Below are 16,190 nucleotides of genomic sequence, written 5' to 3'. Positions count from 1 at the left end.
AGGAGACGGCATGACGCCGCGCCCCGCCCGCCATCCCTACAGCACGCTCGTCGACACGCCGTACGACCCGGAGGCCCGCCGGCACAGGATCGTCGTGCCGGAAGGCGCCGCGGTCGGGGACGTGGCGGAGGCGGTCCACACCGTGTTCCTCACGACACCCGCGTGCTCGGTGCTCTCCCTGGAGGCCGGTGACCGGCCCCTCGCGTCCGTCGGCCGGGAGCGGTTCGAGCGCCGGATGGGCGGCCCGACCAAACCCTGGCGCGGCACGGGCGACGGCGACGGCGCGTCCCTGGCGGGCGCGGCGAACCGCTACGAGGTGTACGCGTACGACTGCGCCACCTGCGGGAGTTCGGCCTACGAGCTGGAGGCCGACCGTCCCGTCCCGGAGTGCGACACGGAGGGGGACGGCGCGATGGTACGCCGGACGTGAAGCTCGACAGCGTCCTGAGACCACCGTCCGCGGCGCTGTCCGGGCGCTTCTTCCTCGTCGGCCACCTGCCCGCCTTCGCCGCCACGGTCTACCTGCTCGTGCTGGTGTGGGCGGGCGCCCCGGGACCCCGGCTCTCCTTCTCGGACGCCTGGCGCACCGCGGGCGGACTGTCCGTGGGCGAACTCGTGCTCATGCTGGTCACCCTCACCCTGCTCAACCTGGTCCTGCACCCCCTCCAACTCTCCCTGGTCCGGCTCCTGGAGGGGTACTGGCCACGCTGGGCGGCCCCCCTGACCCGCCACTGCCTGGGCCGACAGCGACGGAAGGAGGCGGCGGCCCGGTCGGCGTCCCGGCTCCCGCGCGACACACCGCCCGACGCCCGGTCCATACACGCGGCGGGTGTCGCGATGAGCCATCTGCGGGCGCGTTACCCGGGCCGCCCCGAGGCGCTGCGCCCCACGGCACTCGGCAACGCCCTGGCCGCGATGGAGGACCGGGCCGGGACGGCGTACGGCTGGGACACCCCGGTGGCCTGGCCACGGCTCTACCCGCTGCTGGGCGCGGGCGTACGCTCCGTCGTCGACGACCGCCGCGACCAACTCGACGTCTGCTGCCGCGTGTCGGCGGTCGCGGGCGTGAGCGCCCTGGCCTCCGTACCACTGCTGGCCACCACGGACTGGTGGCTCGCCCTGACCGCGGCACCGCTGCTGCTGGCCTGGTTCGCCTACTCGGCGGCGGTACGCGCGGCGGTCTCGTACGGCGAGTCGGTCCGCGTCGCCTTCGACCTCCACCGCTTCGACCTCTACCCGGCCCTCCACATCCCGGTCCCTGACACCCCCTCGACGGAACGGACGACGAACACCGCACTGAGCACGTTCTGGCGCCAGGGCGCCCCCCTGACCACCCCGTACGAACACCCACCCCCACCCCCACTGCTGCTCCCACCACAGCCACCCCCACCCTCGCCACCCCCACCGGGTCAGTGACGCACGCCCACCAAGACACGAACGGCGGCTCCGGCGGGCGCCTGCCACGAACGTCCGCGGACCAGCACCAGTCGTGAGCCGATCACGCGCGTTCCTGACTCACCGTCAGATCGACCGCGGCGTTCAGCAGTCCGGTTCGCCGGCGCACGCGTCCTCGAAGGATTCGCGGACGCTCTGGAGCGCCTTGAGCAGTCGGTCGCGTTCGGCCTCGTCGACGTCCAGCGGGGTGATGCCGGAGACCTCCGTGAGCCGGCGGAAGCCGCCGCTGGACTCCAGACGGCCGCTGATCCGCAGCGGCAGGCCGACGAGGTGCGCGTGCGCCGCGATGCGGTAGGACTCCTCGTCGAGCTGGATCCTGACCTGGCGGACATCGGCTCCGGCGAGCACCTGGAGCCGGACGATGCCGCCGCCGGACGGCTCGGGGCGGCGCAGGCGGACGACGGTGCCGGTGAGGCTGACCGGTACGGAGGGCTCGCGCTCGCGGTAGTGGTCGGCGGCTGCCATCAGGGTGGGGATGTCGCCGGGCGAGAACTCGACGGGTTCGGGACGGCGGGCGAACCCCCGGGGACCCGCCACCAGCGGTGACCAGGCCAGGGTGATGGCGACACCCTCCGTGCCCCGGACCAGTTTGACGAGCGCGCGTACGAGTTCATGGCTGACGCCGAGGGCGACCGCGTCGTCGAAGGGGTCGAGGCCGCCGGTGGTCCGGGTGTAGTCGACGGCGTCCCGGGTCGTCTGAAGGGCGCGCAGCAACGTGGTGGCGGTCGGTCGGCCGTCGGGCACGGGCGCGTAGACGGAGAGCAGGTGGCCGGCGGGGGCGGGCCCGACGAGGATCTCGTCGAGCACGCGCGCGGCGTGCGTCCTGTGGCGCGCGCCGAACCAGCCCGCCGGGTGGACGGCGGCAAGGGTCGCGGCGACCAGCATCCCCCGGGCCGCCGAACGCAGTTGTTCCGCCGCGGTCCACGAGACGGCTGCGCCGGAGCGAGGGATCACACGGCGCCAGCTGATCTTGTCGCCGGGGATCGTCAGCGCGTCCAGCACCTCCCGGGCGGAGGGCACGCTGGAGCGGCTCAGCGCGGTGAGGGCCTCGCCGAGCAGCTCGCCGTGGTCGGCGTACGCCGACCGGGAGGCGTCGGGGACGAGGAGGCTGGTGCCGTCGCCGCTGGGCGGTGTCCAGCGGCTGTAGCGGCCGGGCGCGCCTCCGCGGCGGTGCCAGCCGTGCTGCTTCAGCAGACCGGTGAGGACGGCGGAGTCCACGTACTCGGGGCTGGGGGGCGTCGGCGCGTCGCCGGTGGGTTGCGTCACGGTCGTCCTCCGGCTCCGACCCGCGCCATGATCTCGCACAGCGCGCGGTCGTCGAAGATACGGGCGGTCGGTATCCGCACGGTGGTACGGGTCCGGCCGGTGATGGGGCGCCCGGCGAGATTGACCCAGTAACAGCAGTGCCGCAGGTCGAGTTGGTCGTGGCCGGCGCGCAACCACTGGTCCTGGGTGCGCGGGACGAGCATCACCACGAGGATCTTGTGGACCGACACCGGGGTCCGACCGAGCTTGGCGAGGTGGTCGTTGTCGAGGGTGAAGGCGAACGACGACCCCGGGGGGTGGGGCGCGGTCTGATACGTGCTCTTGAGCTGCACCTTGATGGTGACCTCGTCGTCGACGGTGTGCGCGCGTGAACTGTGGCTGACGTGCCAGTCGATGCCGTTGTCGGGAAAGGGCTGCGAGAGCGAGCAGCCCGCGGCTGCGGCGACCGCGTGCAGATAGCCCACTTGCAGGGTCTCCATGCAGCTGGTGGTGGCCAGACCGCCGCGCAGCACCCTGGCGCGCTCGGGCAGCAACTGGCCGTGGTCGGGCTGTGCGAGTGCCATCGCCCCGTGTGCCTTCCGTGCTGGTGTGGCTCGTCGAACGGTTGAGGCGGTAGTGACGACGCACCTACGCAACTCGTACAACCATGCGTGAGTCGTATGTTCTCCCCAACACCTGTGTTGTCTCCACCTGCGCCAACTCGTAAACGGTCCCGGTTCGTTGATGTTCCGTCAGGGGAATACCTTTGATGGGGAGTTGTCCCTCATCTCCCCCAGGACATCTTGTCGTTACGTGCTATTCAGCAGAATTCGGGGCAGACAATGAACTATTGGTACGAGGGAATCCTGGCCGCCTTCGACACCGAGACGACCGGGGTGGACGTCGAGCGGGACCGCATCGTCTCCGCCGCGTTGGTGGTGGAGTCCGCTCCGGAGCGGCCGACCGAGGTCATACGGTGGCTGGTCGACCCGGGCGTCCCCGTTCCGGAGTCGGCGCGGGCCGTGCACGGGCTCTCCGACGCCTTCCTGCGGGAGCACGGCCGGAGTCCGGGACCGGTGACCGACGAGATCGCCCGGGAGCTGGCGGCGCGCTGCGGGGCCGGCATACCGCTGGTGGTGATGAACGCGCCGTTCGACCTGACCTTGTTGGACCGTGAGGTGAAACGGCATCACGGGGCGCCCCTCAGCTCGTACTTCGGAGGCGGCGCGCCCTGGTGTGTCCTCGATCCACGGGTGCTCGACAAGCACCTGGACCGCTACCGCAAGGGACGCCGCACGCTCACCGACCTCTGCGCGCTGTACGAGGTGCCGCTCACCGACGCCCACGACGCCGCCGCCGACGCGCTCGCCTCCCTGGCCCTGGTCCGGGCGATAGGGCGCCGCTACACCGAGCGGATATCCGGGCTGAGCCGCGCCGAACTCCACTCGCGCCAGGCGGTCTGGCACGCGGCCCAGTCCCGGGGCCTCCAGGCGTGGTTCGCCCGCAACGGCTCCGACGAGGTGTGCGACCCGGCCTGGCCGCTGCGCCCGGTCCCGCCGGCCAGGGAGGCGGCATAGCCCTCGCGTACGGGACCGTCGGCCGCGAGGGTTCGTCGAGGAGCGGGTGACGAGAGCCGGACTCTCCGGTCAGGGCTTACGGGCGACCGCCCCGTACATGGCGATGTCGCGGCCGTCGATGCCGGCCTGTTCGGGGCCGGGGCGCCAGGTGTGCACCTGGGTGACTCCCGGCTCCTGGAGTTCCAGTCCCTCGAAGAAGGAGGTGGCGGTGGGGAGATCGCGCAGCGCCATGGGCATGTTCTGCTGCCGGTACTCCTCCGCCACCCGGTTGACCTCCTCGGGCGCGAAGTCGGCGGTGCCGATGGTCATCGCCAGATAGCTGCCGGACGGCAGCGGGTCCAGGAGCCGCTTGATCAGGCGCCGGTCGTCCGGCGGCAGGATGAAGTGCATGATGCCGATCACCATCAGGCCGACGGGCCGGTTCAGATCGATGAGGTCACGGAACTCGGCGCTGTCCAGAATCGTGTCGGGCTGGTGCATGTCGGCGTCCACGTACGCGGTCGCCCCTTCGGCCGAGCTCTGCAGCAGGGCGCGGGCGTGGGCGAGGACGATGGGGTCGTTGTCGACGTAGACCACATGCGATTCGGGCGCCACCTCCTGCACGATCTCGTGCAGGTTGGGCGAGGTCGGCAGCCCGGTCCCGACGTCCAGGAACTGGCGGATGCCCCGCTCCTCGGCAAGGAAGCGGCCCGCGCGGTGCATGAACCGGCGGTTCTCCATCATGTGGACCGGCAGGGCGGGCCAGTGCCGGCACATGACGTCGCCCGCCTCGACATCGACGGGATAGTGATCCTTGCCGCCGAGAATGTAGTCGTAGACGCGGGCGGAGTGGGCGCGCGTGGTGGCGAGTCCGCTCTGTCGATCGTGCGGGGAGTTCATGCGGCGCCTCTTTCGGTCGAGGACGGCTTGTCAACGGTATGAAGGTGGGGTTCGGGGCGCAAGCGAAACAGCGGGACGAGGACGCGGGTGGCGGTGCGGGCGGGCCGGGCGGGGTGGGCAGGCCGGGCGACGGGGGCGAGCCAGGCGTGGCGGGCGGGCCGGCCATGCGGACCAGGCGGACCAGGCCGACGGACCCCCGGCATCACTCCTCCCTCCGCGCGTGCAGGGAGATGACGGCGATGTCGTCCCAGCGGTTCTGGACGGGCGGCAGGAGCCCTCGGATCAGGCTCAGCTGCGGTACGCCCTTTCGGACCAGCGCGTCGGTGTGCTCACGCAGGCGCCGGAGACCGTCACCGATGTCTGTGCCCGGCACCTCCACGAGCCCGTCGGTGTACAGCACCAGGGTGTCGCCCTCCCGGATGACCGCGTGGAGGTCGGTACGGGGGATGGCCTCGCCGACACACAGCGGTGGGTCCGCGGCCGTGAGGTCGTGCAGGAACCGCGACGGCGCGTCCGCCGGGATCAGCAGGGGCGGCGGATGGCCGGCGTTGGACAGCGCGATGTGCCAGGCACCGTCCGCCTGCCGGTGCAGGACCGCGTGCACGGCCGTGACCATCGACGGGCTGTCGAGCGCCTGCACGATGCGGTCGAGCCGGCTCAGGGTGGCCGCCGGGCTGGCGCCGGGGCCGCTGTCGTACGCGAGTCCCCTCAGCATGCTGTTGACACGCCCCATCGCGGTGGCCGCGTCCACGTCGTGACCTGCGATGTCGCCGATGGACAGGGCGAGCGAGTCGGCCGAGAGCCGGACGGCGTCGTACCAGTCCCCGCCGACCTCGGCGGCCGAGTCGGCCGGATGGTAGAGCGCGGTGATGACGAGGCCTTCGACGGACGGCGGGGCGGCCAGGAAGGACTGCTGGAGTACGAGGGCCATGTCGCGGATGCTCTGCAGTTCCATCGTCCGGCGCAGGGGCCCGCTCATCTGCTGGAAGACGTCCTGCAGCAGATAGAGGTCGGCCTCGTCGGAGGGCGGGTTGCCCCGGCAGTTCGCCGTGGTCGCCAGCGCGACCGTGCGGCCGTCGACCACGACGGGCAGCAGGGCCACGCTCGTCGCGTCGGCCTCGCGAAGCCACCGGACGGAGACCCTGGAGAGACTGTCCGTGGGCGGCTCTCCGGGCGGGAAGGTCAGCAGCACGGGCTCCTGGCTGTCGATGGCCGCCTTCGCGGCCGGGCCCAGCAGGAAGTCGGCGTCCAGCGGATACATGGGAGGCAGCCCGGGGGCGAGCCCCACCCGCTCCGGCGAGGCCGCGGCCGGGACACCCGCGGACGTCCGGAAGGCTGCTTCGCTGTCGCCCTGTACGCGGAAGATGGCGACGGCGTCGGCGAGTTCGGGCACGACGGCGGCCGCGGTGGTCAGAAAGGCCTCGGACAGGTTGTGCGCCGCCGGTACGGGTGCCATACGGGCCAGCAGCTTCTCCCGCATGCGGGTGCGCCAGTGGTCCTCGGCATCGGTGGCGGTACCGACCCACTCCACCTCGCCGCTCGGGTCCTGGACAGGGGCGGCGATGAGCTTGATGTGGCGGAAACGGTCGGGGGAGCCCTCGAGCCGTACTCGTACGATCGTGTCGATCGGGGACCGCTGCTCGGTGGCCTTGCGCCACGCCCGCCGGAACCAGTCCCGGTCCTTCGGGTGCACCGCGTCCATCCATGAGCTCTCACCGTCGGGGCGCCAGAGCCGCTCCGGCAACCCGCTGCCCTTCAGAAGGGTGACCACCCCGTCGGCGGACAGCACCCAGACCGACTGCGGTACGGCGCCCAGGAGCGCTTCGTACCGTCTGAGGAGAGACCCTTCATTCACCGCCCCCTCCTCCACAGCCGGGCCGCCGCCGGCACGGCCCCGCCACGACCGGCGGCGCTCCCGGCCCGGACCCTCCGGACCGCACCGGTCACCGCCTCCTCAAAGCCCTGTACGCCCGGCCGCGCACCGACCACCAGAGGATCGTCGCCTCTCATGCACCGATCATCCCTCGCCTGAGGGACAACAGCACGCCCTGGCCCTTGGCTCATATGGCCATGCCTCCGCGTCCGGGCACGGATGGCCACTGCCCTGGTGCCCCGGATGTGCCCGGGCTGATCGACCTCGTCACGCTGCCCACCGTCTGTCGCCAAGCCGGACACGTTATCGTCCGGCCAGAGCCGTGGACCACCCCGGGGAGGCACCCCGTCGAGGCCGCGACGCGCCTGCTCGCCGCCACGCTCACGAAGGGCCGCGGTCACGAAGGGCCACGCTCACGAAGGGCCGCGGTCACCCGTACCGGCCCGCGTGGGATACGGGTGGGGAGAGCCGGCCGCCGAAGGGGGAGTGGCATCGCCCGGGATCGGCTCCGTGGCCCCCACGGACGGCTCGGACGCGAAGCCCAGACGCCCCCGGGTGACGGTCACCACGATGAGCGCCCCCGTGACGGCGGCCATCAGGAACGCCTGGGAGCCCTGCTTCTCCGTCAGCGTCGGGAACATGTCGGCCCAGGCCATGGAGAAGAAGTTGTTGACGCCGGTGTGCAAAAGCATGACCAGCGGCATGCTCTCGCCCGAGCGGTTGAACACCCACGTCATGACGGCGCTGAAGGCGAGCGCGGTGATCATGAACTCCAGCACGCCCATCGGGTCATGGCCCCGCCCGCCGCCCCAGTCGGTCAGGAACAGCGGCAGGTGCCACGCGCCCCACAGGACGCCGACGACGAGGGTCGCGACCAGCGGGCCGTACCGCCTCTGCATCCGGGGCATGGCGTACTCGCGCCAGCCGGGCTCCTCCGCGAGGCCCGTCGTGATCATCTGGATCAACAGTCCGGGCAGGTACATGGCGAACACCATGGCGCCGGGAAGTACGGGCTCGGTGTCCGTGGTCGCGACGGCGGCGAGGATCAGCGCGGCGGGCACCGAGACGAGCACCAGCACGTACCACTGCCAGCCGACCCGGAACTTGGTCATCCGGGCCCGCCAGTTCCGCAGCCCCTGACGGCCCTCGGTCAGGGAGGTGATCAGCAGGGCCGAGCAGATCGGGCCGAGGTACGCGCCCGGCAGCACACCCAGGATCTGGCCCGAGCCGCCGGCGCCGAAGTCGTGGTCCCAGACCCCCAGCCCGTTCTCCGACAGGATGTACGGCGTCCAGGCCAGCCAGCTCAGTGCGTACGCGAGGAAGAAGAACCAGGTCAGCGGGGCGCGTTGAAAGGCGCCTCGGATTCCTGAGGTGGTCTGGACGGTCACCGCGTGTCCTCTCGGAGGGGGCTGATGTCGATGCGCCCAGCACACCAGCCCCACCACCACGGATCATTCCCGCCGGCACCCCGAAGGGGGGTGCAGCAGGCTGTACTTTTCGTTCGCGAGCGGGACCGTGAGCGTGAGGGCGACACGCTCCGGTGAGTACGTCGACGTCCGGTAACTCGGCGTTCATCAAATGAGCCTCCGGCATTCCCCAATAGGTAACCTTCGGCCCCCGATTCGTTAACCGGTCGGTTGACGGCTATGGGTAACGGAATCCGTAATAGCCATGCATAAACGCGTACGTGAGAAAACTTCACGGAGTCGCACAACCATTCACCCGTGCTCCATGTCTGATCAGTGGAGTCAGCAGACTCCAGAGACTGGCTGGATCGGGCGGCACGGAAGCACGCAACAGAGCTGTCCCGTGCGCCCCTTTCTCAGACGTGGGGAAACACATGCGCATTCGTGCCTCTGTCACCGCAGTGACAGGCGCCCTGGCCCTTTCCGTCCTCGCCGTTCCGGCGGCGCAGGCGGATGACGGCAACACCGTCTCCTCGTTCACGAAGAGCGCCGAAAGGGGCGCGGCGGTCGCGGCCGACGACGTCATCGGAGACACCGCGATCTCGAACGTGGTCGTGAACGGAGGCAAGGCCGTCGTCATGGGCGCGACCACGAAGAAGACCTTCACGGTCAGCTTCACCGCCACGGACGACTCGGGCATCGCGTGGGGAACCGCGGTGCTGTGGCACGGTTCGACCTTCGACACCCTTGACGGCGGCGCGTTGCCCAACGAGGACGAGGCCGTCTGCACCGAGGTCAACGCCACGACCTCCACCTGCAAGCACACCTTCACCGTCGACGCCAACTACGACCTGCTGAACAAGCTGGCCGGCGGTTGGAAGGTCTGGGCACTCGCTCAGGGCACGGACCTCGACTTCGTCCAGAAGGACAACGTCAAGGGCTTCAACCTGCAGCGCATGTCGAAACTGACGGTCAACGCGTCCCCGGAGCCGGTGGTGAAGGGCAAGACCATCACGGTCACCGGCGCGCTGACCCGTGCCGACTGGGAGACGAACAAGTACGCGGGGCTCAGCGGCCAGTCGGTGGTGCTGCAGTTCCGCAAGGCGGGCACCACCAACTACACCAATGTCAAGGGCATCAAGTCGACCACGGGCGGCGCGCTGAAGACCACGGTCCCGGCGTCCGCAGACGGCTATTACCGCTTCACGTACGCGGGTATCGCGTCCACCGCGGTGGTCAGCGCCGAGGGTGACTACGTCGACGTGAAGTAATCCATGGCCCCGAGGCAGGGGCCCGTAACGGATTAACGGATTTCACACGGGAAAGCGGCGGTCGCCCCACCTCCACACGAGGTTCGGGGCGGCCGCCGCCACCGGTCACACTCGACTTCGAATCGCTGACCGGGATTTCGCCGATGGCGGTGCCGGTCGGCCGGTACGTCGAGATCCTCCGCAGCGCCTTTGCGCTTTCATGGCGGTCCACGTCGACAGCGACACCGCGAAGACCCACGCGCACGTCCGTGCCGAGCACTGACTCCCGGGGGAGACCTGTGGCCGCGATCTCGGGACCCTGCCGCTGATCGGACACGGGAGATCATCGGAGCGGTCCTGGAGGCCTTCACGGACCAGGTCCCCCGGCCCATGTTCCGGCGGGGTGCGCCGAGATGCCGCCCCGGGCCGGGCACCCCGTTCCTCGTGGTCGTGGTCGAGGTGGAGACCGTCGTCCCTAACGCCGCGATGTCGGCGACGTACACCTCGCGGTGGAGCCGCTGTCCGGCGTCATGCGCCCCCGCGCCGAACGCATCGGCCCTGATCCCGCCGCCTTCGCGCACACGGTCCGGTCGGCCCGGGAGACCACCGACACCGACACCGACGGCTCACGTCACAGCCTCGTCCGGGGAATGATCCACAAGCCCGGCTGACACAGGAAGCCCTGGGTCACGAGCCGGTGGGTGCCGGCACCGCCGTTGGCCCGCCGCGGGCGCCGGGCGCGCGAGCGGGCCCCGGCTCCGGCAGTTCCTTCACGCGTACGGCGGCGTCGACGATGAAGGGGTTGAACAGTTCCCGGATGCACAGAAGCGGTCGGCCGTCACTGTCGAGGGTGTAGGTCTTGACCGCACACGGGGTGCCGTCCGGCCAGGTGGCCCGGCCGACGTGCACGATGCGCCTGCGCAGGGCCACTTCCGCTTCGGCGAGCGCGAATCCCACCGGTTGCGAGGGGTCGGTGACCGCCTTGTCGACGCGCGGGTCGACTCCCGAGCGGGCCGCGACCGTGTTCTCCGACACCGTCTGTCCCGTGACCGTCAGAAGGCGGGATCGGCGCAGAAGGCAGTTGTCGCGGACGTCGGGGCGCAGGGCCTCGCCGATGCCGGGCGGGAGAACGGTCGGCCCGACCGTCCGTACGCCGTCCGCTCGCGCCCGCAGAGGGCCGTGCACGAGCGCCTGCAGAAGAGGGGTGGTCATGCCGTCACCGCTCAGCAGCATGCGTGTCGCCGCGGAGGAGAAGACCATCGCGGCAGGATTCAGGCCGCGCGGCGCCGACTCGGTTCCAGGCTGGAGAGTGGGGGAAGGCACGAACATCCTCGGTCTGGTCGACAACGGTCATCGGCGGTACTGAAGCGGACGGCGACGATCGCGCGTGCCCGCCCGGCGGGTCGGATCGTCACCGAACCGGGGCTCCCCCCGGCGGGGCGCGGAGCGGTCGCAGTCGCCGGGAATGCCGACGGCCGGGTCCGCGCCCACTCGAAGCTGCCCTGCTACAGACGGGCCGCGGGTCCCTTCCCGCAGGCGCGCTTGCCAGAGCGCCCACCGCCAGGATACTGCTATCGGTGACGGATCAGTCACTATGTGTCGCGTACGGCGATGGTCGTACGAGGCGAATCGAGGACCATGTGAGCCCAGCACCCGCCGCCGTACGCGACGTAGATCCTCCGGCGGCTGCCGACTACCTGCTCGGGTCCTCGTGTGCCGAGCATGAACGTCTCCTCGCCCAGTGCGCACTCCTGCGACCGGCCGCAGCCGCCTTTCTCGACACGATTCCCCTGCCGCCCGACGCGGACGCACTGGACCTGGGCTGCGGCCCCCTCGGCATCCTCGACCTTCTCAGCGAACGAGTCGGCCCCACCGGATCGGTCACCGGCCTCGACACCGACCACCGGATGACCGGCTGGGCCCGCGAGTCCGTCGGCCAACTCGGCCTCGGCAACGTGGAGATCCGCCACGAGGCCCTGCCGCCCGCCGCCGACGCGCACGCCCGGTACGACCTGGCCCACTGCCGGCTGCTGCTGATCAACACGACCGGCCCCCGCGGGATCCTGGGCTCCATGGCTGCCGCCGTCAGGCCCGGCGGATGGGTCGCGGTCCAGGAGTTCGACTGGGCGACGTGGCAGTGCGACCCGCCCCACCCTGCGTGGAACCGCCTCAAGGACCTGCTCGCCGGGGTCTTCGGAGGCGACGTCCACATCGGCGCCCGGCTGCCCGGTCTCCTGCGCGAAGCCGGCCTCACCGATGTCCGGGCCACCGCCCACACCTACTACTGGCATCCGGGCGACCGCTACCAGACCCTGCTCCTCTCCTTCGCCCACCTCTTCCGCGACCGCCTCCTGCACCACACCCCGCTCACCACCGAGGAGTTCGAGTCCCTCACCGGCACACTCCACGACCACCTCGACCAACCCCACACCACCGTCCGCGAAAGCCTCCTGGTCCAGGCATGCGCCCGCAAACCCTGACCCTGCGAGCAGGCCGTCTGCCGGTGTGCGGGACACCGGTCGACGGGCGCGCATCGGCGGAATCAGTACTCAATCGTCGTATTGGCCCACTAGAGGGGCGCATCGCACGCTAGGGTTCACTTCGCACATAGGGAGTGTGCTTCAGATCACATTGCATGACCGGCCGGCCCACGTCGCGGGGCCCGGCGCGGTCGCATGGCTGGGGGGCCGCATGCTGGAGATGGTCAAGGGCGCCAATGTCGCACTGGATGTCCTGAGCGAGGACATCAGTGCCGTGGTCCTGAGCTTGGCCTGGCGCAGCGCGACAGGGGACGGGGACGCGGACGTCTCCCTGCTGCTGGTGGGCGGGAACGGGAAGGTGCGTAGTGACGCGGACTTCTTCTTCTACAACAACCCGGCTTCGGCGGACGGCAGCGTGCAGTTACTGGGCAAGACACCGACCGCCGACGGCAGCGAGGACCGGATCACCCTCGATCTGAGCGCGATGTCGTCCGGTGTGGAGCGCGTGGTCCTGGCGGCCAGCAGGTATGGCGGCGCGCGTTTCGGCGATCTGGACGAGCTGCGCATCACGCTGGCCGACCGTACCGGCGAGCCACTTCTCACGTTCTCGATCGACGACGCGGACACGGAGAGCGCATTCATCTTCGGTGAGTTGTATCGGCGAGGGGAGGAGTGGAAGTTCCGGGCCGTAGGCCAGGGGTACGCGAGCGGTCTGGCGGGTCTGGCAACGGATTTCGGCATCGACGTGGACGACGCGTCCGAGGAGGAACCCGAAGTGCCGGTGGCGGACGCAGCCCCGGCGCCTTCCGCCGCGGTGTCGGTCACCCCCGCCACCGAGCCCCCGGCGACGCTGCCCGCGCAGCCGACAGCGCCCAAGGCCGTCGGTGTGCCCGCGCCCCGGCGTCCTCGTACCGCCAAGAAGAAGGTCGTTCTTCCCAGGACGGGCGGGAAGTCGCTCGCCGAGAGTGACGCGTGGCGACGTGCCCGACTCTTCCCGGTCCCGTCCCTCAAGAGCGATCGGGAGCGGGAGATGCGGGCGACGTCCATCCTGCTCTCGGTGATGGCTCAGGTGCCGGAGTACGGGCGCAGGCTCACCGCCGCGTTCGGCGCTCCCGCCGGCCGTACGGAGACCTTCACGGAGGTCTCACTGCCGTACGGCGACACACCCAAGCGTCCTGACGGCGTCATTCGCGTCGAGCGTGCGGGGAAGTTGTGGACCGCCCTGGTGGAGACGAAGACCAACGGCAACGCGCTCAGGGCCGACCAGGTGCAGGACTACATGGACATCGCGGCGAGGCGCGGCTACGAGGCCGTGATCACCCTGTCGAACGACGTGGCTCTGGACGGCAGGCCGCCGGTGGACGTCAAGGTGGACGGCCGGCGCAAGCACAAAGTGGCTCTGTGGCATCTGTCCTGGGCGGAGGTCGCTCACCAGGCGCAGATGCTGATCCGTCACGAGGGCGTCGGCAACGCCGCCCACGCCTGGCTCCTCCTCGAACTCCTCCAGTATCTCCAGCACGAGAACTCCGGCTGTCACGGTTTCCAGAACATGGGACCCGCCTGGGTACCGGTACGCAAGGGAATCGATGAGGAGACCCTCTGCCAGGGCGACCCGCACGCCATCCAGGTGGTCGAGAGCTGGGAACGCCTTGTCCGCCAGGTCTGTCTGCGGCTCGGTGGCGAACTGGGCCAGAAAGTTCTGCCCGTACAGCGGGCCAAACGCGGCACCGACCCCCATACCCGCCGCGCCACTCTGGCCGACCAGCTCTGCGACGACGGCCGCTTGCACGCCGAACTCCGTATCGACGGCACGCAGGGCGCCTTGTCCGTGGCCGCCGACCTGCGCACCGGCAGGTTGCGCACCTCCATCGACCTCGCGGCCCCGGAACAGGGTTATCCACTCACCTGGGCCAAGCGCCTGATCCGCCAACTCACCGAGGCGCCGGCGGACCTGCACATCGAGACACTCATCGAGGGCCAGGGCGGGGGCCCGCGCGGCACTCTGGAACGGCTCCGCCGCGAGCCGGCGGACATGCTCCCGCGAGACGGCGCCCAGATCGCGGGCTTCCGGCTCTCCCTCTTGAAGGGCATGGGCAGCACTCGCGGTAACAGCGACTCCGGCTTCATCCGAAGCGTGGACGATGCCGTGGACCGCTTCTACACGGGCGTGGTCGCCCACCTTGAACGCCGCCCGACCAGACGCCCCCAACTCACCGAAACCACGGCCGGGTGAGGTCCGCCAGGTCTTGGCCCGGGCAACCCTCGGTTGCCTGGGGTGGGCGTGGAGCGGGTGACGAGCAGGTACAGGTGCCGTGGTTCTCCACCGGGACGGGTACGCAACGGGCGCGCCCTTAACCGTGGTGGGGGTAGGGGGCGTAGATCGTCTGAGGTTCGGACGGCGACGGATGGTCCGTTTCGAGTTCCGGCAAGGTGTACTCAGGGATGAGGAAGCTGCTGTACGTCTCCGGTGCGGAGGACTCGCCCCAGAACGCGTTGCCGGCGACGACGAATCCGCCCAGCAGTCGCTCGCCCAGGACGAAGGCTCGCGCGTCGTACCAGGGGCCGGGAACTGCTTCGCGCAGCTCCTCCTCTTCCTCGCCGGATGCCAAGCGGATCGTCAGCGAGGGGTAGTGGTCCCGGACCGACAGGGCGCTGACGTTCTTGAAGACCACTTCCAGCGTTGTCGTGAGGCCCCGCTCATGGTTCTGCTCCCCGCGGAGCAGGAGTTGGCTGTGCCCGATGATGTACGTGAAGAGCCGGAGGGGACGCGCGAAGGTCACCGGCAGATCCACCAAGCTGACTCGTCGAGTCACAACACGTTCTCCCAGACCAGTGAGAAGCCCACCTGCGCCGTCATCTTTGCACCCTCGCGGACCGCTTTAGCGTCCTGGCCGTGCCGTGGGGGTCCACGCTCGTTGATGTCAGCGGTCCGCCACACCCCAGAAGCGCCGAGCGGCGCGGCACCCCTGGGCAGGGAAGTGGGCGGTCGTCCCGCGCTGTTCGCCGTCGGCGTGTGACCAAGAACAACTCTGACCCCGAAATCGGCGAGCACCCAAGCTGCACGCCCCGGACCGGACTCAGGACCGACCGCTGAGTCTCGCCGAGACCACGTACCCGCTGCCGGCCGGGCGCCGGAAGGATGGTGCGGAGGGGGTGCGAGATCCTCGCAGGGTCCAAGCAACAAACAAGGCCCAAGTCGCTGACTTGGGCCTTCGGCGTGGAGCGGGTGTCGAGAGGCGAACTCGCGCTCTGGGCTTGGGGATCACGGGTGACCGCAGGATGCTGTTGTGTGTGGTGCGGGAGGGGTGCAGTGGAGGGAGGGTGTCGGGGTTCGACGTCTTCCATCGAGCCGACGCGGCCCGCACGACGTCTTCGGGATCTCGGGTGGGATGCTGGTGGCGGTCTGTGGTCGGCCGTAACCAGTTCGCTGGCCAGCCGATTTGGCCTGTTTGTCGCTCCCGCTGCAGTTGGTTCAACGCTGCCTTGCCCGCGAAAAAACCTGCTGGCCACGCAGCCTGCTCCCCGCGCCAGCGGGGATGGACCCGTCACCCGTGGAGGGTTCGGCTTCCGTGGACTCTGCTCCCCGCGCCAGCGGGGATGGACCCGCGGACGCCGCGAAGGTGTACACACTGTCCGACTGCTCCCCGCGCCAGCGGGGATGGACCCTCGGAGACGAGTGCAGCCGCGCCGTCCTCGTTCTGCTCCCCGCGCCAGCGGGGATGGACCCGAGCACTACACAGAATGGCTCGACGCCATCGACTGCTCCCCGCGCCAGCGGGGATGGACCCGCGACAGTGATGATCGCGGTCGGCCCCCCGCGGCTGCTCCCCGCGCCAGCGGGGATGGACCCGCGGGGGATGTGCCCTCAAGATCGGGACCCGACTGCTCCCCGCGCCAGCGGGGATGGACCCGGGCGGAAGACGCAACGCAACCGGGTTACACGCTGCTCCCCGCGCCAGCGGGGATGGACCCGCGCGCTTGCCGAACCAGCGGCGACTACCGAACTGCTCCCCGCGCCAGCGGGG

At 70.3% G+C, this 16,190-nt stretch carries 14 protein-coding genes and 1 CRISPR repeat array (1 of these 15 only partly in view); of the genes, 7 read left to right on the top strand and 7 right to left on the bottom strand.

Annotated features, from left to right (window positions below; all coding sequences use genetic code 11):
* Positions 1 to 10: 10 nt before the first annotated feature.
* Positions 11 to 430 (top strand): hypothetical protein, encoded by a 420-nt coding sequence (locus ACFWU9_RS31490; protein WP_384324474.1) that lies wholly within the window; start codon positions 11 to 13, stop codon positions 428 to 430.
* Positions 427 to 1,416, top strand: coding sequence for a hypothetical protein (locus ACFWU9_RS31485; protein WP_384324473.1), 990 nt, complete (start codon positions 427 to 429; stop codon positions 1,414 to 1,416). The genes ACFWU9_RS31490 and ACFWU9_RS31485 overlap by 4 nt, the downstream gene beginning before the upstream one ends.
* Before the next feature lie 123 nt (positions 1,417 to 1,539).
* Here the strand turns inward: ACFWU9_RS31485 and ACFWU9_RS31480 are convergent, their stop codons facing one another.
* Positions 1,540 to 2,721, bottom strand: a complete 1,182-nt coding sequence (locus ACFWU9_RS31480) for a hypothetical protein (protein WP_384324472.1) — start codon at positions 2,719 to 2,721, stop codon at positions 1,540 to 1,542.
* Entirely contained in the window at positions 2,718 to 3,284 is a 567-nt protein-coding gene (locus ACFWU9_RS31475; RefSeq protein WP_384324471.1) for a DUF4365 domain-containing protein, read from the bottom strand. Before ACFWU9_RS31475 ends, ACFWU9_RS31480 begins: the two co-directional genes overlap by 4 nt.
* A gap of 258 nt (positions 3,285 to 3,542) precedes the next feature.
* Here ACFWU9_RS31475 and ACFWU9_RS31470 point away from each other — a divergent pair, with 258 nt between their 5' ends.
* A complete protein-coding gene (locus ACFWU9_RS31470) occupies positions 3,543 to 4,277 on the top strand; it encodes an exonuclease domain-containing protein (protein WP_384324470.1) in 735 nt (244 codons plus the stop codon).
* 69 nt (positions 4,278 to 4,346) lie between these two features.
* Here ACFWU9_RS31470 and ACFWU9_RS31465 read toward each other — a convergent pair whose 3' ends face one another.
* The 3 genes from ACFWU9_RS31465 to ACFWU9_RS31455 all read right to left on the bottom strand — a co-directional run bounded on the left by ACFWU9_RS31465 (position 4,347) and on the right by ACFWU9_RS31455 (position 8,417).
* Positions 4,347 to 5,156, bottom strand: coding sequence for an SAM-dependent methyltransferase (locus ACFWU9_RS31465; RefSeq protein ID WP_384324469.1), 810 nt, complete (start codon positions 5,154 to 5,156; stop codon positions 4,347 to 4,349).
* 202 nt (positions 5,157 to 5,358) lie between these two features.
* A complete protein-coding gene (locus tag ACFWU9_RS31460) occupies positions 5,359 to 7,011 on the bottom strand; it encodes a SpoIIE family protein phosphatase (RefSeq protein ID WP_384324468.1) in 1,653 nt (550 codons plus the stop codon).
* A 431-nt stretch (positions 7,012 to 7,442) separates the two neighbouring features.
* Positions 7,443 to 8,417, bottom strand: coding sequence for a CPBP family intramembrane glutamic endopeptidase (locus ACFWU9_RS31455; RefSeq protein ID WP_384324467.1), 975 nt, complete (start codon positions 8,415 to 8,417; stop codon positions 7,443 to 7,445).
* A gap of 479 nt (positions 8,418 to 8,896) precedes the next feature.
* On the opposite strand from ACFWU9_RS31455, the gene ACFWU9_RS31450 reads away from it, so the two are divergent.
* Together ACFWU9_RS31450 and ACFWU9_RS31445 are read left to right on the top strand one after the other, a co-directional pair.
* Complete coding sequence (locus tag ACFWU9_RS31450) at positions 8,897 to 9,706, top strand: DUF5707 domain-containing protein (protein ID WP_384324466.1); 810 nt, start codon at positions 8,897 to 8,899, stop codon at positions 9,704 to 9,706.
* 488 nt (positions 9,707 to 10,194) lie between these two features.
* Entirely contained in the window at positions 10,195 to 10,356 is a 162-nt protein-coding gene (locus ACFWU9_RS31445; RefSeq protein ID WP_384324465.1) for a hypothetical protein, read from the top strand.
* Positions 10,357 to 10,372: 16 nt separating this feature from the next.
* Here the strand turns inward: ACFWU9_RS31445 and ACFWU9_RS31440 are convergent, their stop codons facing one another.
* Positions 10,373 to 10,945, bottom strand: coding sequence for a hypothetical protein (locus ACFWU9_RS31440; protein WP_384324464.1), 573 nt, complete (start codon positions 10,943 to 10,945; stop codon positions 10,373 to 10,375).
* Between the two features lie 380 nt (positions 10,946 to 11,325).
* On the opposite strand from ACFWU9_RS31440, the gene ACFWU9_RS31435 reads away from it, so the two are divergent.
* Positions 11,326 to 12,165 (top strand): methyltransferase domain-containing protein, encoded by an 840-nt coding sequence (locus tag ACFWU9_RS31435; protein WP_384324463.1) that lies wholly within the window; start codon positions 11,326 to 11,328, stop codon positions 12,163 to 12,165.
* A 211-nt stretch (positions 12,166 to 12,376) separates the two neighbouring features.
* Positions 12,377 to 14,398 carry a TerD family protein gene (locus ACFWU9_RS31430; protein ID WP_384324462.1) on the top strand — a complete coding sequence of 674 codons (2,022 nt, stop codon included), beginning with the start codon at positions 12,377 to 12,379 and terminating at the stop codon, positions 14,396 to 14,398.
* Between the two features lie 118 nt (positions 14,399 to 14,516).
* Here the strand turns inward: ACFWU9_RS31430 and ACFWU9_RS31425 are convergent, their stop codons facing one another.
* Positions 14,517 to 14,978 (bottom strand): hypothetical protein, encoded by a 462-nt coding sequence (locus ACFWU9_RS31425; RefSeq protein WP_384324461.1) that lies wholly within the window; start codon positions 14,976 to 14,978, stop codon positions 14,517 to 14,519.
* Positions 14,979 to 15,680: 702 nt separating this feature from the next.
* Positions 15,681 to 16,190: direct repeats of the CRISPR family, unit length 29 nt; unit sequence CTGCTCCCCGCGCCAGCGGGGATGGACCC (it continues 312 nt past the right edge of the window).

It is taken from the genome of Streptomyces sp. NPDC058653 (assembly GCF_042716895.1).
In the GTDB taxonomy this organism is placed as follows: Bacteria; Actinomycetota; Actinomycetes; order Streptomycetales; family Streptomycetaceae; genus Streptomyces.
Note: the sequence above shows the minus strand (reverse complement) of the source record. Positions and strands in the feature narration are given on the sequence as shown.

Coding starts and splice junctions, on each gene's coding strand:
- ACFWU9_RS31490 (WP_384324474.1), top strand. CDS start 11: ATGACGCCGCGCCCCGCCCGCCATCCCTACAGCACGCTCGTCGACACG.
- ACFWU9_RS31475 (WP_384324471.1), bottom strand. CDS start 3,284: ATGGCACTCGCACAGCCCGACCACGGCCAGTTGCTGCCCGAGCGCGCC.
- ACFWU9_RS31470 (WP_384324470.1), top strand. CDS start 3,543: ATGAACTATTGGTACGAGGGAATCCTGGCCGCCTTCGACACCGAGACG.
- ACFWU9_RS31465 (WP_384324469.1), bottom strand. CDS start 5,156: ATGAACTCCCCGCACGATCGACAGAGCGGACTCGCCACCACGCGCGCC.
- ACFWU9_RS31440 (WP_384324464.1), bottom strand. CDS start 10,945: ATGGTCTTCTCCTCCGCGGCGACACGCATGCTGCTGAGCGGTGACGGC.
- ACFWU9_RS31430 (WP_384324462.1), top strand. CDS start 12,377: ATGCTGGAGATGGTCAAGGGCGCCAATGTCGCACTGGATGTCCTGAGC.